This window comes from Methylacidiphilum kamchatkense Kam1 (genome assembly GCF_007475525.1).
In the GTDB taxonomy this organism is placed as follows: Bacteria; Verrucomicrobiota; Verrucomicrobiia; order Methylacidiphilales; family Methylacidiphilaceae; genus Methylacidiphilum; species Methylacidiphilum kamchatkense.
Genome location: NZ_CP037899.1, coordinates 1,809,920 through 1,832,543, shown reverse-complemented (window position 1 = coordinate 1,832,543; position 22,624 = coordinate 1,809,920). Strand labels below are relative to the sequence as shown.

19 protein-coding genes and 2 pseudogenes are annotated in these 22,624 nt (G+C 40.3%); 9 read left to right on the top strand and 12 right to left on the bottom strand.

Annotated elements, in window-relative coordinates; genetic code table 11:
* Positions 1–26 precede the first annotated feature (26 nt).
* Positions 27–485: a glycosyltransferase family 2 protein gene (locus kam1_RS10810; RefSeq protein ID WP_244946040.1), complete on the top strand. Its 459-nt coding sequence runs from the start codon at positions 27–29 to the stop codon at positions 483–485.
* Entirely contained in the window at positions 482–802 is a 321-nt protein-coding gene (locus kam1_RS10805; RefSeq protein WP_244946039.1) for a glycosyltransferase family protein, read from the top strand. Before kam1_RS10810 ends, kam1_RS10805 begins: the two co-directional genes overlap by 4 nt.
* Before the next feature lie 29 nt (positions 803–831).
* Here the strand turns inward: kam1_RS10805 and kam1_RS08455 are convergent, their stop codons facing one another.
* The 5 genes from kam1_RS08455 to kam1_RS08435 all read right to left on the bottom strand — a co-directional run bounded on the left by kam1_RS08455 (position 832) and on the right by kam1_RS08435 (position 4,374).
* Positions 832–1,785 carry a glycosyltransferase family 2 protein gene (locus kam1_RS08455; RefSeq protein ID WP_143958380.1) on the bottom strand — a complete coding sequence of 318 codons (954 nt, stop codon included), beginning with the start codon at positions 1,783–1,785 and terminating at the stop codon, positions 832–834.
* A gap of 77 nt (positions 1,786–1,862) precedes the next feature.
* Entirely contained in the window at positions 1,863–2,792 is a 930-nt protein-coding gene (locus kam1_RS08450) for a glycosyltransferase family 2 protein (protein WP_039720957.1), read from the bottom strand.
* A 43-nt stretch (positions 2,793–2,835) separates the two neighbouring features.
* Positions 2,836–3,381: a hypothetical protein gene (locus kam1_RS08445; RefSeq protein WP_052250426.1), complete on the bottom strand. Its 546-nt coding sequence runs from the start codon at positions 3,379–3,381 to the stop codon at positions 2,836–2,838.
* The gene (locus kam1_RS08440) at positions 3,374–3,760 is read right to left on the bottom strand and encodes a hypothetical protein (RefSeq protein ID WP_039720958.1); all 387 of its coding nucleotides are present in this window, start codon (positions 3,758–3,760) and stop codon (positions 3,374–3,376) included. Before kam1_RS08440 ends, kam1_RS08445 begins: the two co-directional genes overlap by 8 nt.
* Before the next feature lie 116 nt (positions 3,761–3,876).
* Positions 3,877–4,374, bottom strand: coding sequence for a thioredoxin family protein (locus kam1_RS08435; RefSeq protein WP_039720959.1), 498 nt, complete (start codon positions 4,372–4,374; stop codon positions 3,877–3,879).
* Between the two features lie 122 nt (positions 4,375–4,496).
* Here kam1_RS08435 and kam1_RS08430 point away from each other — a divergent pair, with 122 nt between their 5' ends.
* Positions 4,497–5,948, top strand: coding sequence for a sigma-54-dependent transcriptional regulator (locus kam1_RS08430; protein ID WP_052250427.1), 1,452 nt, complete (start codon positions 4,497–4,499; stop codon positions 5,946–5,948).
* 157 nt (positions 5,949–6,105) lie between these two features.
* Here the strand turns inward: kam1_RS08430 and kam1_RS08425 are convergent, their stop codons facing one another.
* From kam1_RS08425 to kam1_RS08415, 3 genes are all read right to left on the bottom strand, one after another.
* Positions 6,106–6,477, bottom strand: a complete 372-nt coding sequence (locus kam1_RS08425; protein WP_039720960.1) for a Fur family transcriptional regulator — start codon at positions 6,475–6,477, stop codon at positions 6,106–6,108.
* Between the two features lie 77 nt (positions 6,478–6,554).
* Positions 6,555–7,103: a ribonuclease H-like domain-containing protein gene (locus kam1_RS08420; protein WP_039720961.1), complete on the bottom strand. Its 549-nt coding sequence runs from the start codon at positions 7,101–7,103 to the stop codon at positions 6,555–6,557.
* A gap of 266 nt (positions 7,104–7,369) precedes the next feature.
* Positions 7,370–8,137 (bottom strand): hypothetical protein, encoded by a 768-nt coding sequence (locus kam1_RS08415; protein WP_039721076.1) that lies wholly within the window; start codon positions 8,135–8,137, stop codon positions 7,370–7,372.
* Positions 8,138–8,724: 587 nt separating this feature from the next.
* On the opposite strand from kam1_RS08415, the pseudogene rpsB reads away from it, so the two are divergent.
* The 5 genes and pseudogenes from rpsB to kam1_RS08390 all read left to right on the top strand — a co-directional run bounded on the left by rpsB (position 8,725) and on the right by kam1_RS08390 (position 13,537).
* Positions 8,725–9,470, top strand: a pseudogene (gene rpsB, locus kam1_RS08410) (30S ribosomal protein S2).
* A gap of 109 nt (positions 9,471–9,579) precedes the next feature.
* The gene (gene tsf / locus kam1_RS08405; RefSeq protein WP_039720963.1) at positions 9,580–10,197 is read left to right on the top strand and encodes a translation elongation factor Ts; all 618 of its coding nucleotides are present in this window, start codon (positions 9,580–9,582) and stop codon (positions 10,195–10,197) included.
* Positions 10,198–10,494: 297 nt separating this feature from the next.
* Positions 10,495–11,859 carry an acetyl-CoA carboxylase biotin carboxylase subunit gene (gene accC / locus kam1_RS08400; RefSeq protein ID WP_039720964.1) on the top strand — a complete coding sequence of 455 codons (1,365 nt, stop codon included), beginning with the start codon at positions 10,495–10,497 and terminating at the stop codon, positions 11,857–11,859.
* An 8-nt stretch (positions 11,860–11,867) separates the two neighbouring features.
* Positions 11,868–12,536: a thiamine phosphate synthase gene (gene thiE, locus kam1_RS08395; protein ID WP_143958378.1), complete on the top strand. Its 669-nt coding sequence runs from the start codon at positions 11,868–11,870 to the stop codon at positions 12,534–12,536.
* Positions 12,537–12,577: 41 nt separating this feature from the next.
* Positions 12,578–13,537 (top strand): NADPH:quinone reductase, encoded by a 960-nt coding sequence (locus kam1_RS08390; protein WP_039720965.1) that lies wholly within the window; start codon positions 12,578–12,580, stop codon positions 13,535–13,537.
* 133 nt (positions 13,538–13,670) lie between these two features.
* Here kam1_RS08390 and kam1_RS08385 read toward each other — a convergent pair whose 3' ends face one another.
* From kam1_RS08385 to kam1_RS08370, 4 genes are all read right to left on the bottom strand, one after another.
* Positions 13,671–14,564, bottom strand: coding sequence for a hypothetical protein (locus tag kam1_RS08385; RefSeq protein WP_039720966.1), 894 nt, complete (start codon positions 14,562–14,564; stop codon positions 13,671–13,673).
* A gap of 291 nt (positions 14,565–14,855) precedes the next feature.
* Entirely contained in the window at positions 14,856–17,561 is a 2,706-nt protein-coding gene (ileS, locus tag kam1_RS08380; RefSeq protein ID WP_039720967.1) for an isoleucine--tRNA ligase, read from the bottom strand.
* 43 nt (positions 17,562–17,604) lie between these two features.
* Positions 17,605–18,657 carry a phenylalanine--tRNA ligase subunit alpha gene (pheS, locus tag kam1_RS08375; protein WP_039720968.1) on the bottom strand — a complete coding sequence of 351 codons (1,053 nt, stop codon included), beginning with the start codon at positions 18,655–18,657 and terminating at the stop codon, positions 17,605–17,607.
* A 46-nt stretch (positions 18,658–18,703) separates the two neighbouring features.
* Positions 18,704–20,617, bottom strand: coding sequence for a cytochrome c biogenesis protein ResB (locus kam1_RS08370; RefSeq protein ID WP_039720969.1), 1,914 nt, complete (start codon positions 20,615–20,617; stop codon positions 18,704–18,706).
* A gap of 300 nt (positions 20,618–20,917) precedes the next feature.
* On the opposite strand from kam1_RS08370, the pseudogene kam1_RS08365 reads away from it, so the two are divergent.
* Positions 20,918–22,605, top strand: a pseudogene (locus kam1_RS08365) (formate--tetrahydrofolate ligase).
* Positions 22,606–22,624: the final 19 nt, after the last annotated feature.

Here is a 22,624-nt window from a genome sequence, read left to right as displayed (position 1 = left end):
TGGATAAACTGCCGATAAGTCTAACGATGATAGCGAAGAACCAGGCGCATAATTTGCCCAGAAGTTTAGGTAGTGTGGCCTCATGGGTCAGCGAAATTGTCCTTGTCATTAACGATTGTACCGATGAAACGGAATCTGTGGCAAAGCGTTATGGAGCACGTGTGGAAGAAAGACCGTGGAGCTGTCGTAGAGATCAAAAAAATATAGCCCTCGATTTGGCTTCCTATCAGTGGATTTTAGGATTAGACGCCGATGAGGTTGTCTCTGATGCATTACGGCAAGATATCCATAACTTTTTTAGAGAGGATCATCTGAAGTACGCTGGGGCTTATTTTCCAAGAAAAACATGGTTAATCGATCGGTGGATTACCCATGGGGATTTTTATCCTGATTATAATTTGAGGCTTTTTCGAAAAGATTGTGGACGTTGGGGGGCAGTAGAGAGCATGATAAAGTTATCGTTCAAGGAAAGGTTAAAAAGTTGAAAGGAGACCTTCTTCATTATTCGTTTCCTACGATCGATTTTACGATTACCAAACTTCCTGAGTACGCTCATTCTTTTGCCAAAGAAGCATTAGAAAAAGGAAGGTCGTGGAGTTGGCTCGATGTGCTCTTTAGACCGCCCTGGAGATTTTTTAGAAGCTACATTCTGAAATTAGGTTTTCTCGATGGGTTCCCAGGATTTTATGTGGCGTCCATGGCGGCCTTTTCTAATTTTTTTAGGTATAGCAAACTTTTCGAATTGTCTAAAAGCTGCGACCGTAGCAACACTACTCAAAGGGATCTCAATCAAGGAAAATAGAGAACGAGTAAAAGCTGGCTTTTTTAAGCTTATTTCTCTTTAAAGAAAGGCAAGAGACGTCTGCTCATGTATTTGATTTTGTGTATATCTGAAAAGGAAAGCCCTAAAGAAAGAGCAAAGCGATAACGGAAAGGTAATTTTTTTTTCAATAATTCCTTATGTTTTTTGAAATAGGCTTCAGCTATGGAGAGATCTACGGATTTATAGGCTAAAAACTTTTGAAATCGGTTTTTTAGAATCGCTGCTTGTCTTGCTTCAGTGAGCATCTTTTCTTTTTTCAAATATTCAATCATTTCCTCAAGGAGAGCATCATGATCCTTAAGAAGTTCTATAAAATGGCTAACTGCTCGGCTGCGCCTATGGCCTACACGGTAAACAGCTCCAGGAGTAGGACAATAAACAAACTTCAATTTATTGGTAATAGCGCGCATATAAAGGCTATAATCTTCACAAAGATGGAAGTTGTCCCATCCGCCAATTTTAAGCAGGGATTGTTTTCGCCAAATATAGGATCCTATTTGTGGCATATCCCAGGAAAGCCATAGAATTAAGGGATCTTGGTAGGAATCAGCACCTAGCAAATTATTTGGGTGGATGGATGCCCCATTTTTCCAGATTTCAACATAAGTTGGAGAGTATAAGACATCGGCAGAATCGAGCTGTTCTTTTGCTTCCTCAAATTGTGTTTTTATTTTTCCTTTCACTAAATAATCGTCATGATCGATGTACTGAATCCATTCGCCAGTCGCTTCCAAAAGGATTAAATTTCTACTCTCAGCGGTACCTAATGTCTTTTTTAGACTGATAAGCTTAATTTTATCCTTGTATTTATTTAAAATAGAAGGAGTTTCATCAGTGGAACCTGAGTCAATCACTATGATTTCTTTTTTTTCCCAATCCTGGGATAGAGCACTTTCTAAAGTTTGGATAATCCATTTTCCAGGATTATATGCAGGAATGCCAATGGTGACTTTTGGATCCATCTTGTAAAAAGATATAGCATCCTTTTTATTTTATATTCTTTCGATTCTCAACAATTTTCGACTGAACAACACCATTTTCATCTCTGCCTAAAAAGGCTTTGAATCTTTTCTGTAGCAAGAAATCCAAAAAGAGAATACAAAACATTGTATCTCCAAGACCCATCGACATAAAAAAGTCCTAATGCTTTTTGCTTTCTTTCTAAAGCGACTGCTTCCTCTATTTTCCCTTCTCTTGCAAGCCATCTGGCAATTAAAAAGTAGGCTTTACCAATTTCTATTTGAAGCTCAGGATCCATGCGGCCAGTTTGAATCAACCACTGCACCATCCTATCCATACATTTCTTTTTTTGGTTAATGAAATCTAAAGCTTGTTCATGCGGCATAGGCTTGTTTCTATAATTCCAATAAGCTCCAGGAATCGGCGTCAAAGAAAATCTTAAATTCGATTGAATGGCTCTTCCTACAAGTTCATAATCATCAAACAGTGGGGCATCCTCTCTCCAGCCACCAATTTTTATAGCCGATTCTTTTTTCCAAAGATACCCACCTGTTTGCGGCAGTTCGGAGGAAAACCAGAGAGAAAGAAGAGGTTTATGCATCGTTTGGGCCGAGGGGACATATTTCTCTTTTCCTTCCGGAGAAACAGCAATGATAGGGGAATAGAAGACATCGATAGCATCTAATTCGGTTGTTAGAGAAAAGTGGTTTTTAATTTTATTCGGCTCTAAATAATCGTCGTGATCGAGCCACTGTATCCAGTGACCATTGGCTCTTTGCAATGCTTCATTTCTGGCTTTAGCTCTACCAATTTTTTCTTTGAAAAAAACATGCGAAACCGCGCCTCTAAACTTTTCAATAATTTCAGCAGTTTTATCAGTAGACCCATTGTTAATGACGAGGATCTCTTTGTTTGGCCATGATTGATTGAGAGCGCTAAGAATGGCCTTTTCGATCGTTTTTTCGCCATTATAGGTGGGAATGGCGACCGTCACAGCCGGTGGGTTCATTTATTTATAATCTTGGCGAAACTGAGAAAAAAAGAAAAGGGATTTAATGGGCTGCTTCGTTGTCTTGAGAATCTTGAGTGGGCTGAGCAGAAGAGGGCGAAGAGGAAGTATTGGTAGAGGGAGCGGTTGGGGGTTCAAAGGCATTTGGAAGGCTGGATGACTGGGAAAGAGATTTTAACTCACGCATTCGAGAACGCATCGCATCCATTTCCTGATGCATCTCTTTTCTTTGTTCGATCAAACGCGTAACGATCGTGGTCAGACAATCGACTTTTTTTTCTTTGGGAGCCTTTTTCAGTTCTTTAAGAAGCGCCTCAAGCTCTTTGTCCTGTTTATCCAGTAGTCTGCGGAAGCTTTCCTGCATTTCCGATACGACGGCTCGCTGATTTGCATCCAACAGTTGATCCTCAGAACCTCTTTTGAGGTTTTGAGGTTGAGGAGCTTGGGCTCTAAGCGTGTAGGTTCCGGTCCCTATCAGGAAGAAAAAAAGAAAGGAAGCAATCCAGTGATGATGCCAAATAGAAAGCCTCTGAGGAAAGTGGAGAAAACATGGAAAGGAATTCTTCTTTGAAGTGACCCTTTTATTCATGATGTTCTTTATGATTTCCCATCATTTTATGATGCATCGCTTTCATTTCTTCATGCATCTGAATACGCTGATTGACCAGAGTATTTAAAAGGGTAACAACTTTATCCAATTTTTGGTCTTTAGGAGCTTTGTTCATTTCGTTAGCTAGTTTCTTTAATTCCTCATCCTGTTTATCCATCAATCGCTGCATTTTTTCATGCATCTCTCTAGCCATTTTATGCCTATAAGCTTTACCATGAGGATGGGAGTTTTCAGAAGAAGAGGATTGTGCTTGGGGATCAGCTTGAGATTCAGGAGGATTTTGAGCAAAAACTGGAGACAATAATAGGCTTCCAAAAGCAAAACAACAGCTAAGATACTTTAACTTTTTCATTTTCATTGTATTCCTCATCCTTTTTTAAACCATGAATAGAAATTGTGTTTCTTTTTTTAGAAAAAAAATTAGAAGGCTGTCAAGCTTGTCGGATGCAAGGCAGAAATGCATGAACTGAAGCATTAGTTTTTGGAAATGATTTTTTGACGTAATTTCTCAATTTTGTCGATGAATGGTCCGGGTCCTCCAGGCATATAGCCAAAGGTGGAAAGCTCTTCACCGCTTGGAGACAAAAGGATCAATGTTGGAAAAGAATCCACGTTGTATTGGTTTGCTAGATCCTCATTCTGTTTTTTTAATTCTGCCGATTGAGTTTTATGCTGAGGGAAATCTACTTCGAGTAAGACGAGATTTTTTTGAGCATAGTTTATGAACTCTTGGGTTGAAAAAACTTCTTTATCAAGTTTTTGGCACCAAGGACACCAATCAGAGCCGGTAAAATTCATTAACACCATTTTATTTTCTTTCTTAGCTTCAGATAGGGCTTGTGCATAATTGGTTAGCCATTTGGGATTTTCAGCAGCTAAAAGAAAAGGCAGAGATAAAAAATAAAAAAAAAGCGTTAGTATATACAAGCGATTCGTAGTCTTTTTAAGAGGAATAAATTTATTATTGGTCATATAGGTATGATTTTAAAAGTCTTATGGTAAAAATCAACCGCTCTTTCATTCTAAAACTTGTATTTTGTCATTGGGATATAAATTAATTTAAAAGTACTTTATAAATTGTATTAGTATTTACGATGAAAGAAAAAGTCTCTAGTTTACGTTCCACTCCAGCAGAAGATTCCTTTGTCCAGTCGATACTCATTGTGGATGACGAAGAAGACGTGTTTTATTCTTTTCAAAGGTTTCTAGAGGAGTTTCCTCTAAAGGCATATAACGCCAAATCGGGTGAAGAAGCATTGAAGTTTCTAAGATCGAATGCTGTCGATATTGTCCTTATGGATATAAGAATGGGCGGAAAGAATGGGTTGGAAACATTAAAGGAAATAAGAAAGCTTTCTCCCCAACAAATCGTTATCATAATGACCGCCTATGGTACCTGTCAGACCGCTATTGAAGCCATGAAATTAGGAGCTTATGATTATATTCTAAAACCTTTTAACATTCTAGAACTTAAATCGATCCTGACTAAGGCGATGGAAGCTTCTAAACTGACTAAAGAGGCTTCTAAAGAAAGTCCCCATTCCTCTTTCGATAGACATGGCCTTCAAATCATTGGCAACAGCCCGGCCATGCAGAAAGTTTACAAATTGATTGGGCAGGTAGCTCCAACGAATGCAACCGTGTTGATAGTAGGAGAAAGTGGCTCTGGTAAAGAACTTGTAGCACGAGCCATTTATCAGTATAGCCTTAGATCTAATAGACCATTTATTGCTATCAACTGTGCCGCGATTCCAGAAAATCTTCTTGAAAGCGAGCTTTTTGGTCATGAAAGAGGCTCCTTTACGGGCGCCATGGCACAACGGATTGGAAAGTTTGAACAAGGGGATGGAGGCACGGTATTTTTGGATGAAATAGGGGAGATGCCTATTACTACTCAGGCAAAGATTTTAAGAGTGCTTCAAGAAGGGGAGTTTTGTAGATTGGGCAGTAACGAGCCGATCAAAACAGATGTGCGTATTATTGCAGCCACGAATAAAGATCTAGCAGCCGCTGTGGCTAAAAGGGAGTTCCGAGCGGATCTCTATTATCGACTCAATGTTGTTAAGCTGACACTTCCTCCGCTCAGAGAAAGAGTGGAGGACATTCCAGCTCTTGTGGAGCATTTTTTAGCAAAACACCGTCGGTATCTTCCCAATGCAGCTTCGCGGGTTTCACAGGATGCCTTAAAACACCTCATGGCCTATCATTGGCCTGGGAATATTAGGGAATTAGAAAATGTCATTCAAAGAGCGATGGTTCTGGCAACAAGCGCTACGATCCAGAGTTGCCATCTACCAGAAGAAATTCGGCTCTATGAAAAGAAAAAAGATTCAAAAAAGACAAGCTCGGTCGAGCATTTTAGCAAAGAGTTGAATGCCCTTATTGAAGAAACTGTGGCTGCAGAGCGTAAAGAAAATCGAGTCGAAAATCTGAAAACGCTATTCTATTCGATTTATAATCACGTTCTTGAGGAATGTGGAGGAGATGAAGCAAAGGCAAAAGAAATTTTAGGCTTTCATCCTTCTAGCGTTGATGCCATAAAGTAACAACATTCTTTAAACCATTAAAAACGGGTGCGCTACTTTAGCTAGGGCTTAGAGGTTCTAGAGAGTTTCTCATGGGGAAGTAGCCAAGAAAAAGTAAGGGAAAGTCTTAAAGTGGAATCAGACCGCCTTCACTTTTTTCCCTAGATAGCTTTTCTTCTTATTTTGCACAAGAAGGACAACGGCCATAGAGAATAATCTCATGTTCCTGAACAAGAAATCCTTTGGGAACAAGTTCTTCGATCTTGTCAGTGCATTTCCCAAATTCGAAAATTTGGTGGCAGTTGCGACAATAGAAATGATGATGGTGGGCCCTTCCAGAAATTTCATATCGTGGAGACTCTCCTGGAATTTCAACAGTTACGACTTTTTTATTTTCTTTTAGGATTCGTAGTAATCGATAAACCGTTGCAATACCAAGAGAGGGGACAAGTAAAGAAGCTCTAGTTTGAATTTCAGCAGGGGACAAAGGACTTTCGGCGCTACGCAATACACTGACAATAGCTTCCTTTTGCTTAGTTTTCCGTGCCATAAGCTTTAATCACTATGAATAAAGAGGATAGGATAGTCAAGAATGGAGATAGGAAAAGCAATTAATCAGTGTAGAGGTTAATCAATCTGCCAATTCACTGCTATTGGTTCCTTAATACCATTTTCATTAAAATAATACACTTTGCCGTTTTTTATTCCATACTCATGGAGAAGTTTGGTGATCTTCACGTCATAGCAGCAATATTCTGCAATATCCAATAATTTTCCTTCTTTCCACCATCTTAAAGCCTGCAGACCGTGAGCTGTTTTCCCTATTCCTAGAGTGGCTCGGGCTAACTGCTCGAGTTTGATGCGTCTAGAAATTCTTTTTTCGATATCTAAGAGCAGATCGATACAGGGAAGAGTGGATAAACTGAAAACAGCATATGAATCAAGCACTGGGATATCAAATCCCAAGATATTGAAACCGACAATACAATCCGATTCTCTCAGCATGGTTAGCAGCTGATCTACTTCTTCTTCTCTAAAAATGAAGTATTTGTTATGCAGGCTGCTATAGATGACAGCAATGGAAACCCGCATTAAATGTTTTTTTTGCCAACCTCCAACCTCAGAAGCGCTATTCTGTGTTTCAACGTCTAAGTAAATGATATGCTTAGTAGCCACTCTTAAAATATATTCCCTAACATGATCTTCTTGCCAGGATCAACCCAGAAATTGTGAAGAAAGGGAAGCTGCATCAGCTTTCATCTGATCTTTGTCTAGCTCATGAGCTTAAGCAATATCCTCTCCTTTCCCCAAGAGACATGAAATGCTTTCTGTTTGGAATGGACCTCTCAGCCCTAATGCCTGTAAAGGCCTATAGCCTTTTGCTAAGCCAATAAACAACTGGCACGTCTGCTTTTGGGTCTCTTAGATCAAACTTTTTCTAGTTATTGAAAAGAAGCAGGTCTCCATTGGGAAGAGGCTTCCTTTTCTCTTGCCTTTATTGCGGAATAGATGATAGCTTGTTCCCCATATTTGATCCACGGCCCAGGGGGTACAAGGCAATCGTCCACAATTCTCCAATCGGTCAAATTCATACCGCTTAATCCTAAATAATCTCTAACGGCTGGTGAAACATCTAAGCCAGCTTGGTTATGTTCATGCGGTCTGTCTGGGCCAAAGACATAAGAAGCAAAATCACTTCTTAGTGGGCCCACATCTTCCCATTGGGCATAGGCAACTTTTCCGCTTTTCGATCTAATTTCTACCCAACGCCCCTTACACTGAGAGACGAAACGGTTTTCAGGGGAGGGAACCTTATACCATGGCACCCATTTTCTAGCTAAGTCTGGATAGGCTACATCGTTGAAAGGAAGAGCCACATAAAAGGGGTTTAAAGTCGCTGCGAAATGACGCGGCAGAAAACCTACGCGTTTAATAGGGTCATCCAGTCCACCATAATTTTTTCTCCAGTGAACGTCCCATGCACTGGTAGAGCAAGCAGCTCCGCTGATTGGTGTTCTTCCTTCTCCAATCCAAAAAACAGTCGTAACGATATTCCTATGCCAAGGATAAGCATGGTCACGATTTTCAGTTTTTAGATAGTCTTTATACGAATATCCGAAAAGAGAATGGGTAAAGAAATGGGTTAAGAATAATAGGAAAATTGAAAGTAGCAATTTGTAGTGTATCGATTCTCTCCCACAAGCCAGCACTCTCACCTCCTTTCGAATATTTAATTTTGTGCTTTTTTTTCTAGAGATTTTGGAGCGGCGAGTCAATAACTTTTTTTTCTCTATAGATAAAAAAGTTTTTAATTGTGAAAAAGATACATAGACTTGGTTGTTTGAGCTTGACGAATATCTTTTTCTTTTGCTTGTAAGGTTAGGACTAGTCTCTCACCAAGGTTCATTCAAAAATCGATTTTAGGCCTTCACGGCTGTTGGGCTAAGCTCCTGGGCAGTAGTTCTTCATTCCCAGCGTTTCTTCATTCCCAGCGTGAGTCCGATGGTAAATAAATAAGACCCTGAGGCAGAAGGAAATGTTATCAGTGGCAAGCACGTTGGCAAATTCCTTGACATCTGTTTTGACTATCAGTACCGTATCAATTGCCAAAGGAATAAGAGGAGTAGGGATAAGGAAACCATCCTTGTCGACTACGGGTTAATGGAATCCTACAGGATATCTGAAAAAAAACCCGTGGAGCTCTTTTTTTAGTTTTATCATTAGCAACGAAATTAATTGTTGCTAATGAAGAAGGATAAAAGTAAAATAAAAAATTTAATCATAACAATAAAGAAAAATGGTAGAATTAGAAGATCTTATAAAATCTGGAACCTATTTTGGTCATAGGAAAGACCGTTGGAATCCCAAAATGGCTCCCTTTTTACTTGGACTAAAAGGGGGTATTCATTTGATAAACCCAAATAAAACAATGGAATGTTTAAAGAGAGCCGCTGATTTTTGAAAAAAACATCATTTGAAGGGGGTAAGGTTCTCTTTGTTGGATGTAAACGCCAAGCCCAAGGGCTTATTGAGGAGATAGCTAAGAAAAGCGGTTCTTTTTATGTGAATTATCGATGGCTTGGGGGAACATTGACAAACATGGTGACTATCCGCAAATCGATTGCGCGTATGAAGTGGATAGATCAACTTGAAGCCAGTGGCACAATGGAAAGGCTCCCTAAAAAAGAAGTAGCCAAATTGAGAAGAGAGAATGCTAAGCTGCATCGAAGCTTGGATGGGATCAAAGATATGGAAAGGCTTCCTGCGGCCATCGTTATAGTCGATGTGGTAAAGGAAGAGATTGCGGTATCCGAAGCAAGAAAATTAGACATACCTATAGTTGCTATTGTTGATACCAATGGGAACCCTGAAAACATCGATTATCCAATCCCTGCCAATGATGATTCTATCCGTTCTATTCGAACCATTTTGGAAGAAATTGGTAATGCCATAATAGAAGGGAAAAAAGAGGCGGGATTCTCTCTTCCTGTGGAAAATTCCGGCAATATGGCTTCAGAAGCAGCGCTTGTGTCAACCAATTAAGTTCCCAATGATTTAAAATAATAATAATAAGAACAACACTTAAATAAAGCATTCTCTAATTCTTGTTGTTTGATTTCATTTTTTTGGGGTCGTTAATAGAAGGAGATATATGAGCAATGCGATTTCTGCCAATTTAGTCAAAGAGCTTCGCGAAAAAACTGGAGCCGGTATTATGGATTGTAAAAAGGCTTTAGAAGCTTCAGGAGGGAGCCTAGAGGAGGCTGAAAAATGGCTCCGACAACAAGGGATGGCCAAAGCAAAGAAGAAATCTGAAAGACAGACCCCAGAGGGGGTAATTGCTTCCTATATTCATGCTGGCGATAAAATAGGAGTCTTAGTAGAAGTAAACTGTGAAACTGATTTTGTTGCTCGCACGCCAGCTTTCAAAGAATTTGTTAAAGAGATAGCTATTCAAATTGCGGCAGCCAATCCCAAGTTCATCTCCAAGAACGACGTCCCCAAAGCGATCCTAGATGCTGAGAAAAACAAGATTATCAGCACTTATAAACTTGAGAATGACGAAAATATGGATCGCATTGTCCAAGAAAAGCTGGAAAAGTTTTTTATTGATAACTGTCTGCTGGAGCAACCGTTCGTGAAGGATCCCAGCATCACTATTAATGATCTTCTCTGTCAGCGTATTGCTCAGATTGGAGAAAACATTGTCATCCGCCGTTTTGTTCGATTCCAGGTAGGCGAAGAATTAGAAGAGTCCTTCCCTAGTTAAAAAAATATCTTAAAGGGAGCAACGCAGGTTCTTATTGTAGCCTCAAGAAAAAAACATTAGTAGAGAAATGCAGCAGACACCCATAGAATGAGACTAAATTTTGATAGCTGCTATCAGATTTGAGCATCTTAAAGTATTCTGGTTTATTATGATTGGGAGATGTTTGCTAAAAATATAAAAATAATTCTTTTGAATCTTGATCTTGTTTTTTTCTTTTATTAGCATTGGTCTTTGCTCGAAAGAAATATTTCAGATAAATTTAATCTGCTTCTTTTCCTATAGAGATAGGACCCAACAATGTTCAATAAGATCTTAATTGCCAACCGAGGTGAAATCGCATTAAGAATTATCCGAGCTTGTCGTGATCTGGGTATAAAGACTCTGGCTGTCTATTCAGAAGCGGATGAGAAGTCTCTGCATGTTCAACAGGCAGACGAAGCGATATGTATTGGCAGTGGGCCTTCAACGGAAAGTTATTTGAGGATGGATAGGATTATCAGTGCTGCAGAAATAGGGGATGTCGATGCGATTCATCCAGGATACGGTTTTTTAGCAGAAAATCCTCATTTTGCTGAAATTTGTGCCAACTGCAATATCAAATTCATTGGTCCGAAGGCCACAACACTGAAGAAAATGGGGAATAAGGCCATGGCTCGGTTTCATGCAAGAAAAGTAGGCGTGCCCGTGGCACCGGGTAGTGATGGCATTGTGGAGTCAGAAAAGGAAGCTTTGAAAATTAGCCATCAGATTGGCTATCCGGTGATTATAAAAGCGGTTGCAGGAGGAGGGGGAAGGGGGATGAGGATAGCGCATAACGATGTAAGTTTAGTTCAGGGGTTTGTCGCTGCAAAACTTGAGGCAGAAAAATCTTTTGGAGATGGCAGCTTGTACATCGAAAAGTTGATCGAAGATCCACGACATGTAGAATTTCAAATTCTAGCTGATACCAAAGGAAAAATTGTTCATGTTGGAGAACGGGATTGTTCCATTCAGCGAAGAAATCAAAAGCTTGTCGAAGAATCTCCATCTCCTATTATGGATCCGGCCTTAAGAAAAAGAATGGGCAAGACAAGCATCCGACTTGCTGAATCAGTCGATTATGAAGGGGTAGGAACAGTAGAGTATCTGGTAGATAAAGCTGGTAATTTTTATTTCATCGAAATGAATTGCAGGATTCAGGTGGAACATCCGGTGACGGAAGAAGTCTATGGTGTTGATCTAGTCAAAGAGCAGATCCTTGTAGCTGCTGGTTATTCTATAGGCAAAGAATGGGAAGAACTCGAACCTAAAAAACATGCCATAGAGTTTCGGGTTAATTCAGAGGATGGCTTGCAAGACTTTCGTCCAAGTGCAGGCAAAATAGATTTCCTACATCTTCCTGGTGGACCTGGCATCCGCGTCGATTCTCATCTTTATCAAGGAATTGAAATTTCTCCTTATTACGACTCTATGCTTGCCAAAATTATAGCCATTGGCAATTCCAGGGATGAAGCAATCGCTCGGATGAATAGAGCATTAAATGAAACGATTATTGAAGGGGTTAAAACCACCATTCCAATAGGCAAGTCTGTTTTTCAAAATACAGATTTCAAAAGGGGCGATTACACGACCAATCTTATCAACAAAATTCTGGCTGCAAAAAAATCTCTGGAAGAGCATTGAAGGATTGAATGAAACAGGACATTTATAGAAAAAAATTTCTTTTAAGTCAGGCACGATTTTATGGGATTTTGGATCTGGGATATGTTCCTGCTGAAAAACTAAAAGCTTATAGCGAACAACTTGCTGAAGGGAGAGTGGACATTTTACAGCTTCGAGCAAAGAATCTAGAAAAAAAGAAAATCGCAGAACATGCCCGGGCAATACAATCGAGCTTGGTGGAGAAAGAGATTCTTTTTATAATCAACGATTATCCGGATATAGCTTTGGAAATAGAGGCCGATGGAGTGCATTTGGGTCAAGAGGATATGCCAATTGAACAGGCAAGAAAATACTTAGGCGAGGAGTTCTTAATCGGGAAATCGACTCATACGCTCTCTCAAGCTCTAACTGCTGCCCAAGAGCCAGTGGATTATATTGCCTTTGGGCCTATTTTTAAAACACCAACCAAGCCTGATTATCTTCCTGTTGGAATTGAATCGATAGCTGCTGTCAAGGAGAGGATTAAAAAACCGGTTTTTTTTATCGGAGGGATAAATAAAGAAAATATTTCTTTGGTTTTGTCTGCTGGAGCTGATCGAATAGTCATGGTTTCTGCGCTTTTAGGCGCTAAGGATATTCCAGAATTTTGCCGGCAAATGAGAAATCTTTTGTCTTTAAAAGGCCTGCTAGCCAATTAGAAATAGGGGTTTTGGCCATTTTTTATTGCAGTCGATAAATCATGAAAGCCATCCTTGTCTCACGTTTTGGAGGTCCTGAAGTTCTTGAATTGAAAGAGACTCTCATTCCTCAACTACAGCCAGCTTCGGTTCTGATAGCAGTGAAAGCAGCTGGAGTCAATCCTGTGGATACCTATTTAAGGGCTGGTAGTTTTGGTTACCAACCAAACCTTCCGTTTATACCAGGTATCGACGGAGCCGGTGTTATTGAAGAAGTTGGCGAAGGGGTATCAAAATTTCATAAAGGTCAAGCCGTTTTCTTTCAAGGAGTCTTAGGAAGTTATGCCCAATACATTGTTTGTCCTGAAGATCACGTCTTTGAACTTCCTCAAGGTTTATCTTTTGCTCAAGGCGCTGCCATTGGAAGTCCTTATGCGACTGCCTATCATGCATTGTTCCAATGTGCTGGTGCTAAAGCTGGACAAACGGTTTTAGTTCATGGGGCGAGTGGTGGAGTTGGGATTGCGGCTGTACAATGGGCCAAAAGTCGTGGGCTTCGAGTTTTGGCTACAGCAGGAACGGCAAAAGGCAAAGAGCAAGTGCTCGGTATAGGGGCTGAAATGGTTTTTAACCATGGAGAAGAAGGGTACGTTAACAAAATTTTAGAATATACCCAAAATCAAGGAGTCGATATCATTCTAGAGATGCTTGCGAATAAAAACCTTGAGAACGATTTTTCTCTTGTAACGAACTATGGCAAAATTCTTGTTATTGGAAGTCGTGGCAAAATTGAAATCGATCCACGAAATATCTTAAGAAAAGAGATCTCTGTCATTGGTGTAAATCTTTTTCTTGCAAGCTCTTCTCAAAGAAAATCCATATTTGCTGCTATAGAAGCAGGCTTGAAAAATAAGAGCTTATGGCCAATCATCCGTGCAGAAATTCCATTAGAGCAGGCAGCATTGGCTCATAAAATGATTATGCAAGGGGGAGCGACTGGCAAAATTGTTCTCATCCTTTAACCAGTCATTTTTCCTATTAGCTTTTTTCGAACCTCACCAATTCTCTAGTATGCTTTAGGATTTGCCAATATTGTATTGATAACAAAAAAAAGGGCTTCCAACTGGAAGCCCTTTAATTTTAACTTCTAACTTTTTACCAAAACACGTATTTAGCACCAAGCACGCCAATATAGTTCAGCATGTTCCCAAAGTGCATGGATTCATTACCCACTGCAGTCCCATAATTGAGAATCGGATTGTTCATGTAGAGGAACTTAAATTCCACGAACAGACTGAGTTCTCTTGTAAAATAATATTCCGTACCCGCTATCGGAGTAAATACGAATCCACCGTCAGTAGTACTTGCGCCATTAACAATCCCGTGACCTGCTATACTCTGGCTAATGTTACTAGCAGACAGATAGTAGCCACCAACACCCATACCGATATACGGAACCAGTTTCCATGGCGTCACCAACTTTAACAATCCATTAATGGTCATTACCCCTATGTTTAACTGCATCCCCGTATTGGTGCTTGCTCCAGCAAATCCCCCAGGAAAAGCAAGACCTGTGAATCCTGTACCAGACTGAGAATTTCCAATATAAAATCCGTCAAATTCTGCGGCAGGCATTAAATACCACCCTTTACCAGACAGGTTATCTCCCAGTTCCCATCCTTTCCACTGATAACCAACTTTGATACCACCAACCCACTGCCAATTACCACCTAAATTTCCATTGCCAATCAACCCAGAACTGAAAGTTGAGGTATAACGATTGGTATCCATGTAACCAGCGCCCCCATAAAGGCCTGCATATAATCCTTCTTTGGGACGAAATGCTTCTTCCTTGGAAATTTCTTTCTGTTCCTTCATTTCCTTGCTGGCTTCCTTCATTTCTTTATCCCCACCTGCACTTGACAAGTCCGTCGATGTGGAAGCCGCACTATCTCCCTCTTCAATTCCCGCTCTTAAAGGTTGTGTCACTGCAAGTGCAAACAAACCAATTGCAGGTACCAAATAACGGAGTGTTTTCCTCCTCTTCATAGTATATCCTCCTTCTTTTTCATATTTGGAATAACATTTATGCTATTCTTTTCTGTAAGTTTTCTTTTTTTCAAAATTTACAAGAAATGTCAAACAAATTTCTAAAATATTTTGGAAAAATAAGAAATTTTTTTATTTCCCTAATATTGTTACCTAATTTTTTCTTATTTTTCCTATCCATTTCTCCAAAATCTTATTTATAGCAAATACTTACTTACATTAAGGTTCATAGATTGATCAACACTTTTTTGCTAAAAGTTTTCATTTTTTTTTTATTTTTTTCAAACTTAGCTAGCGAATATACGCCTTTTCTTGCAGGACTTTTAAGCATCTCTCGCATACATGTGGAAATTCAGGATCTTCATTCCTCTGAGCAAAAAGACTGAATTTCCAGCACCGCGGACATTTTGCTCCTGGAGCCTTTATCACCTCGATTTCCGTTTTTTCTGCTCGGCAAAGTTCCAGCTGCGAAACCAGCAATACTTCTGTTAAAATAGGAATATCTTTTTCTTCAAATTCATGCGTATGTAGGATTACTTTTGCTTCTAAGTTCTTCCCAATTCGCTTCTCTCTTCTAGCTTTCTCCAGTTCAATATTGGCTAGATCCCTTAATCGCAATATTTTTTGCCACCGTTGCTCGAGGCCTGTTCCCTCCTGTTCGTCTTTTTCGGTAGGGAAAAGCTCAAGATGGATCGAACGCTTTTTCCCAAAAACTCGCCATGCTTCTTCGGCGGTAAAAGGGATAATAGGAGCAAGCAGTTTAACAAGAGATTCAAAGGCTCGGTGCAAGACGGTTTGTGCTGACCTTCTTGAAAGCCAGTTTTTCCCATCGCAGTACAACCTATCTTTTAGGATATCGATGTAAAAACTCGATAGCTCAACAGAACAAAATCGAACTAAAGATTGATAGACCTGTGGAAATTCATAGTTGGCATAGGAGGCTTTAGTTTTTTTAATTAGTTGATCGACGCACAAATCAAAATACCTATCGATTTCCAACAGCTCATCTTTGGGGACCGAATGAATGGTAGGATCGAAATCAAAGAGATTGCCTAAAAGGATCCTCAGGCTATTCCTAATCAGTCTATAAGAATCAGAGAGTCTAGAAAATATTTCCTTGGAAAAGGGAACGTCTTCTGAAAATTCTTCACTGGCCACCCAAAGCCGAAGAAGATCAGCTCCATATTCTTTTATCTGTTCAGATAAGTCTTTAGCACCTGAGGATTTGGAAAGTTTTTTACCATCCAGATCAACCACAAATCCATGAGTAAGCACGGATTTAAACGGTGCCTTTCCTTTCGATGCCACTCCAAGCAGCAGGGAAGATTGAAACCAACCGCGATGTTGATCGCTTCCTTCCAGATACAGATCAGCAGGATTTTCTCCCCTCGGTACAAGTACTGCAAAATGGCTTGAGCCTGAATCTATCCAGACATCGAGCGTATCCATTCCTTTTTCGTAGCCAGTCGGAACCTCAAACTTTTTTCTGAGCTCTTCTGAATCTAGTTGGAACCATAAATCGGTTCCTTGCACTTCGACCATGTCGGCAAAACGTCTGATAATTTTTGGATCTAGAAGCGGCTCACCATCTTTTCTGTAAAAAACCGGGATGGGGACTCCCCAGTATCTTTGCCTGGAAATACACCAATCTTTGCGGCTTTCAACAGCTCCTTTGATCCTGTTTTCACCTCGCTTAGGGATCCATTGAACCTTTTCAATCTCCTGGAGGGCTTGGATTTTGAACGCTTCAATATTGATGAACCATTGGGGCACAGACCGAAAGATAATAGGGGTTTTGGAGCGCCAACAAAATGGATAATCATGGATGTAGAGTTTTTTTGCCCATAAAAGCCCTTTTTCTTCGAGCATATCACACAGAATGGGATTGGCATCGAAAACATTCATCCCAACGATCTTTTCTATGCCGCATTCTTTTGTGAATCTTCCTAAATCATCCACCGGAGAAAATACTGCTAATCCTTTATCGACCCCCAGTTGGTAATCTTCCATTCCATGGCCTGGAGCAATATGGACAATCCCACTACCGGTTTCTTCACTGACAAAATCAGCTGCGTAGACTTTCCCACATCTAGGGAGAAGCGGATGAACATATTGCATCCCTGCTAGTTTTTTGCCTTTAGAAAAAGAAAGGATTAGAGTCGATTCAGCTAGTTTAGGAATTGTGGGTGCCAGCTTGGAAGAAACGATAATATGTTTGCTGCCTACGCTCCTTAAATCATAAGACAAATCAGGGTTTACTGCTAAAGCTAAGTTTGCAGGCAAGGTCCATGGAGTCGTTGTCCAAACAAGAAAAGAGGATCCTTGAGGCAAACCTGCTTCTTTGCAGCTCATCTCAGAAACAGGAAATTCCACATAGATGGAGATGTCTTCCTTTTTCTGATATTCTACTTCAGCTTCGGCAAGGGCCGTTTTACAGCCAATACTCCAAAAGACTGGACGCAACCCTCGGTACACTAATTTTTTTTCGACTAGTTCAGCAAAAAGTCTTAGCTCATTGGCTTCGTAATGAGGATCCATGGTGATGTAAGGATTATCCCATGCTCCTAATACGCCAAGCCGCTTGAACTGTTCTTTTTGTACTTCTATCCATCGCTTGGCATATTCCTGACACTTTTTCCGAATGGTAGGGGGATCATTGGATAAGGAGGGGGTCTCGCTCATCACCTTGTGTTCAATTGGTAGCCCATGACAATCCCACCCAGGAATATAAGGACAGTGAAAGCCAAACATGTTTTTAGATTTAAGAACAATGTCTTTGAGTATTTTGTTCAACCCACTTCCCATATGAGCTTTGCCGTTGGCAAAAGGAGGCCCATCATGAAGAATGAACTTAGGACTGTTTTTTCTCAGTTCCAAAAGGGTTGCATAGACCTTTTCTTTTTCCCATACTTCGAGCCATTGAGGCTCCCTTTTGGGAAGGTCGGCTTTCATTGGAAACTCTGTTTTTGGTAATAAGACAGTAAGACTGTAATCCATGGAAAATCCTCTTTAAAAAATGGTTCTAAAAGTTCCCATTCCTTTAAAAGGAAGGACTTAAATTCTTTAAAAACCGAAAATCATTTTCGGAGAACAATCTCAGATCCGGCACCTTATGGACAACCATCAAGTATCTTTCAATGCCGAAGCCAAAAGCAAATCCAGAATATACTTCTGGATCTATTCCCATATTTAAAAATACTTTTGGATGGACCATCCCACAACCACATAGCTCAAGCCATCTGGGTGCTTCTCCCTCCTGCGTAGCAATGGCCCCATCTACTTCGAAACTTGGTTCAGTAAATGGAAAATAGTGAGGCCTAAATCGAAATTGCAACTGATTTCCTAAAAGCTCTCTAAAAAAATATTCGAGGGTTCCTTTGAGATCGGCAAGACTAATTCCTTTATCAACCACTAACCCTTCGACCTGCCAGAAAACGATCGAATGGGTGGCATCGATTTCGTCTCGTCTGTAACATCTTCCAGGAGCAATCATGCGGATAGGCAGTTGGTTTTTTTTCATGACCCGTATCTGGACTGGAGAAGTTTGAGGTCGGAGGAGGAGTCTACCAGGAGAATTGTCTTCAAGGCTTAGGTTTTCTTTGATATAAAAGGTATCTTGTTCATTCCGAGCAGGATGCCCTAAAGGAATATTTAATGCATCAAAATTGTTGTATTCGCTTTCAATTTCGGGGCCACATTCGATTGTAAAGCCGATTCTTTGGAAAATCTCGATAATTTTTTTTAGAGCAATAGAAACCGGATGCAGTGTGCCAGAAAGATAGGGTCTACCGGGCAGTGTATTATCGGCAAAGGATGGTGATGGAAAAGCAGACTGCGCAAAGGAATCAGCAGTAGATAAGGAAATTTCCTTTTTGTGTAGACTCTCCAGCAGTTTCGATTTGAGCTCGTTTAGTTTTTTGCCTACTATTGGTCTACTTTCTTTGGGTAGTTGGCCTATTTTTTCCAGTAAAGTGGAAACTATCCCCCTGCGTCCAAAATATTTGATCCGCAGGGACTCGATCGCTTCCTTTGTAGTGATGGCTTCAAGCTCTTCGGAAAAACTTTTTTCTAAAATTTCTAATTCTTTATCCATAGGAGGGTATCAAACATTCATGGCAATATTTTGGTATGAAAGAAATCTAAGAGAGGGAACGGGAGTTAAGCGTTGAACAAGCCGCCTTTTCGTCGGTTTTTGCTCCCGCACTCTCTTCTTTATCTAGAACGACAGGAGGTTTTGGACTAATAAAAAACATGGTTAAAATACCAATGCAGATCATAAGAGAGCCTATCCACTTGAAAGGCCAGCCAGGATCATAAAGAACCTGTAAAGTGCTTTCGTTCAAATCTTGTGGGTTCCACGAGGATTGAGAAAACTTGTAGTTAAGCCCTAAGACTGATCTCCAAAATCCTCCAGGATAGGAAGCGGGATAATTCATGTGAGCCTTTCCAATGACAATTTTTTTAGTTTTTGGATCTTCAAACTTAAGGGTGCTGATAAAATCTGAAGGAGCGTCAGAACCTTCATTTCTTGGAACTTCAAATTTTTCCAGGGATACAAAAAATGGCAAGGAGATTACCTTAAAACCAAAACTAATTTGTAAGGGAATATTGTTTAGTACAAAACTTTGTGGATATCCCGAGAGGATCCAAAGGGCTTGGGATTTTTCCTTAGTTTGTTTGTCTTCTATCCAACCATGGATTCCCGGAGGAAGGACCTGAGCGATATTGGCTTGAGAAAGTCTTTGCTTTTGAATTTCACTGGTGATAGTGGCCGAAGGTTCATAGCGCAGTAGGGTGGCTGACCAGTCTGCCCATCCTAAAAGGAAGGTTTTGCCAATAGCCATTTGTCCTTCCTGATAGGATTTTCCATTTCGAAGCAGCTGGTAATTGATCGTTCCATTAGGAGAATCCCATATCCTAAAAACCAATTTTTGGGTGCGATTCTGTTGCCAGTACACATGCACAAGGATGGCTGGATTAAGAGGTTCTCCAGATAAAGAGGTGGGTTTCCCCTCTTTTATCGAAAAATTTGGCCAATACTCAGCCACTTCCATTTTTCCCTCTCCTGGAAGATCGACCACCTTCTGCATGATTTCATTCAATGGCCAAGCCCTTTTTTCTCCATCCTGGCTGATAGCCACAACATAAAGCGATCTATTCGATGGAGAAGGGTTATCCCACAGAAGAAAATACTTGTAAGTTGAATTGACCCCTTCATGAGCATGGATGACAGATTGATCGGGGGCATTGGCAAAAAGGACTGCCGATTCGTGGAAAGTCTCTCCATCCGAGTCGGATGGCTCTTTCATTTCAATTCTTGCCATTCCAAAAAAATCTTCATACCACCTAGAAGGATCGTTCTTCAATAGCACATAGGTGAACTTTTGGTTGGCCATTTTGCTTTTCAACTCAATAAGGACACCTGGGCTTCCAGAATTTTGTTGAGGAGATAAATTTTCACTTAGAAATAGTTCTTTGGCATAATCATCGGTATAAAACTTCAGTCCTGTTCCAGGAATGTCAATGGATCGTGGAGCCTTGGATGAAGGTCTCCAGAGTTCTGCAGGAAATCTATATTCTTCGATTTCCTTCAGGATGGGATTTTGCACTAAAAGGACCGTCTCTTTAGATGTTAATCTGTTTTTTGGTATCCCACCAGCTTCCAAAGTTATAAATCCCTCAAAGCCTTTTTGCAGTCCAATCAAAGCACCGATCAAAAGAATGATAATCCCATAGTGGGTGACAATAAAGCCAATATGTCTTTTTTTCCATGGAATCCGGGTCAATGTCACCGCAAAAAGATTGATGCAAAGTATAATAAGCCAGCCAAAAAACCAGGGAGATTTGTAGATATAAAACTGAGCAACCTGAGTATCTAACCTAGATTCTACAATTGTTGCTATTGCACAGCCTAAAGCGATCGATAAAAGAAGAACAATCGCTAACCGAAGAGAGCCTAACAGATGGATAATTTTCCAATATAACGAACTCTTTTTCCTTTCCTCTATTAGCTTTTTCCGTTCGAGTTCTGATAAACTACTAAATAATCTCACTTTTTTTTACTTGCTTAAAATAAAAGTATATAAAAAAACTTCTTAGATTCTAGGTGCAATAGATTACCTTCTCAAGTACAAAATACATCCCTTGGGGGGTATTTTCGTTCACCCAATAGCCAAATGCTTAGAAGCCGCTTTAGCTTTCATCGGTAGATAGTACTGAAGGATAGTACTGAAAGAACTATATTTTCTTGAAAATAACTGGGATAGAATGAAAAAATAAAGGCAAAGAAAAAAGTAAACAAAAGAGATTTTTTCAAGCATGGCATGGTTTGAGAAAATCCAGAATCAATTATTGTGAAAGAAATACGCTTTTCTCCAGATTTAAAGATAGCGCGAGAAAAAAAACTTTTAGCAATCGAAGAAATAGCAAAAAGAATTGATATTCCTTCAGGATCCATTGAATGTTACGGACATTTTATTGCCAAAATATCATGGCAATATTTAAAAGAACTCTTTTCTCAGCCAAAGCGAGGCAAGCTCATTTTGGTAACGGCTACAACTCCTACTCCTGCAGGGGAAGGAAAAACGACCACAGCAATTGGTCTTACGGATGGATTCAATCGATTAGGTCAAAAAGCCATCCTTTGTTTGAGGGAGCCATCGATGGGCCCCATTTTTGGAGTGAAAGGTGCAGCCACCGGAGCGGGCCTTGCACAAGTTGTTCCAAGAGAAGAGATAAACCTTCATTTTACTGGTGATTTTGCGGCAGTGGCGGCCGCACATAATCTTTTGGCTGCCTTGATAGACAACCATCTTTATCAGGGTAATGCCTTAGGTATTGATCCAAGAAAGGTAAGCTGGGGAAGGGTATTGGATTTGAATGACAGGTCTTTGCGAAAAATCCTTGTAGGGTTAGAAAGCAGAAAATCTTTTCCCAGAGTCTCTTTTTTTGACATCGTAGCGGCATCTGAATTGATGGCCATATTGTGCCTTTCGCAATCTTACATGGATTTGAGAGAAAGGTTAGCCAACATCCAAGTTGGTCGCAGATGGAATGACACAAAGGTTACGGCCGAAGATCTTGAAGCTGCCGGGGCTATGTCGGCTCTACTAGTGCATGCTCTCAAACCAAATCTTGTCCAAACTTTGGAAAATAATCCAGTTTTTGTGCATGGGGGACCTTTTGGTAATATTGCCCATGGATGCAGTTCGGTGATGTCGTTGCATACGGCCTTGCGGCTTTCGGATTGGGTGGTTACTGAAGCAGGATTTGGAAGTGATCTAGGGGGAGAAAAATTCGTTAACATACTATGCCGGCAGAGTGGTTTAAGCCCAGACTGTGCGGTGATAGTCACGACTATCCGTGCTTTAAAGTATCATGGAGGGATGGAGTTGGAATCCTTGGCAAAAAAAGACTTAGCCTTTTTAGAAAAGGGACTACCTAATCTTTTGAGGCATATTGAGATTGTAGAAGAAGGCTTTGGAATTCCTGCAGTCATTGGATTGAACCGTTTTAGCGTTGATAGTGAAGAGGAAATCGATTGGCTTGGGGAAAAACTTACTGACATGGGACATTCCTTTGTCCTATGCAATCATTGGCAGCAGGGAGGGTTAGGGGCTATGGATCTTGCAAAGAAAGTGATCGAAAAAAGTAGCCTCCATAAAAGCAATTGTAAGTTTAGCTATGCAGACTCAGACTCTGTTGTCGAAAAGATTCGCAAGATCGCATTTAATATTTATAAAGCTGGAGATCTTTCCTTCCATCCTACTGCTTATAATGAAATAAAAAGGATTGAAGAAGAGGGACTAGCCCATTTCCCCTATGTATGGCTAAAACGCAATATTCATTTTCTGTTGATCCCAATCTAAAAGGGGCACCTGAAGGACACCATTTTTATGTTAGAGAAATCAGAGCGGCTACAGGGGCAAAATACATTCTTGTTTTGTGTGGGGAGATCAACACGATGCCAGGCTTGCCCAAAGTCCCATCTTCCAGTTTTATCGACATCGATGCGGATGGTAATATCATCGGAACAATTTAAACTTTTTTCATCGGTTTTC

Excerpts from the sequence above, each read along its gene's own strand:
- kam1_RS10810 (WP_244946040.1), top strand. The coding sequence starts at position 27 with ATGATAGCGAAGAACCAGGCGCATAATTTGCCCAGAAGTTTAGGTAGT.
- kam1_RS08455 (WP_143958380.1), bottom strand. The coding sequence starts at position 1,785 with ATGGATCCAAAAGTCACCATTGGCATTCCTGCATATAATCCTGGAAAA.
- kam1_RS08450 (WP_039720957.1), bottom strand. The coding sequence starts at position 2,792 with ATGAACCCACCGGCTGTGACGGTCGCCATTCCCACCTATAATGGCGAA.
- kam1_RS08445 (WP_052250426.1), bottom strand. The coding sequence starts at position 3,381 with ATGAATAAAAGGGTCACTTCAAAGAAGAATTCCTTTCCATGTTTTCTC.
- kam1_RS08440 (WP_039720958.1), bottom strand. The coding sequence starts at position 3,760 with ATGAAAATGAAAAAGTTAAAGTATCTTAGCTGTTGTTTTGCTTTTGGA.
- kam1_RS08435 (WP_039720959.1), bottom strand. The coding sequence starts at position 4,374 with ATGACCAATAATAAATTTATTCCTCTTAAAAAGACTACGAATCGCTTG.
- kam1_RS08430 (WP_052250427.1), top strand. The coding sequence starts at position 4,497 with ATGAAAGAAAAAGTCTCTAGTTTACGTTCCACTCCAGCAGAAGATTCC.
- kam1_RS08425 (WP_039720960.1), bottom strand. The coding sequence starts at position 6,477 with ATGGCACGGAAAACTAAGCAAAAGGAAGCTATTGTCAGTGTATTGCGT.
- tsf (WP_039720963.1), top strand. The coding sequence starts at position 9,580 with ATGAGCAATGCGATTTCTGCCAATTTAGTCAAAGAGCTTCGCGAAAAA.
- accC (WP_039720964.1), top strand. The coding sequence starts at position 10,495 with ATGTTCAATAAGATCTTAATTGCCAACCGAGGTGAAATCGCATTAAGA.
- thiE (WP_143958378.1), top strand. The coding sequence starts at position 11,868 with ATGAAACAGGACATTTATAGAAAAAAATTTCTTTTAAGTCAGGCACGA.
- kam1_RS08390 (WP_039720965.1), top strand. The coding sequence starts at position 12,578 with ATGAAAGCCATCCTTGTCTCACGTTTTGGAGGTCCTGAAGTTCTTGAA.
- kam1_RS08385 (WP_039720966.1), bottom strand. The coding sequence starts at position 14,564 with ATGAAGAGGAGGAAAACACTCCGTTATTTGGTACCTGCAATTGGTTTG.
- ileS (WP_039720967.1), bottom strand. The coding sequence starts at position 17,561 with ATGGATTACAGTCTTACTGTCTTATTACCAAAAACAGAGTTTCCAATG.
- pheS (WP_039720968.1), bottom strand. The coding sequence starts at position 18,657 with ATGGATAAAGAATTAGAAATTTTAGAAAAAAGTTTTTCCGAAGAGCTT.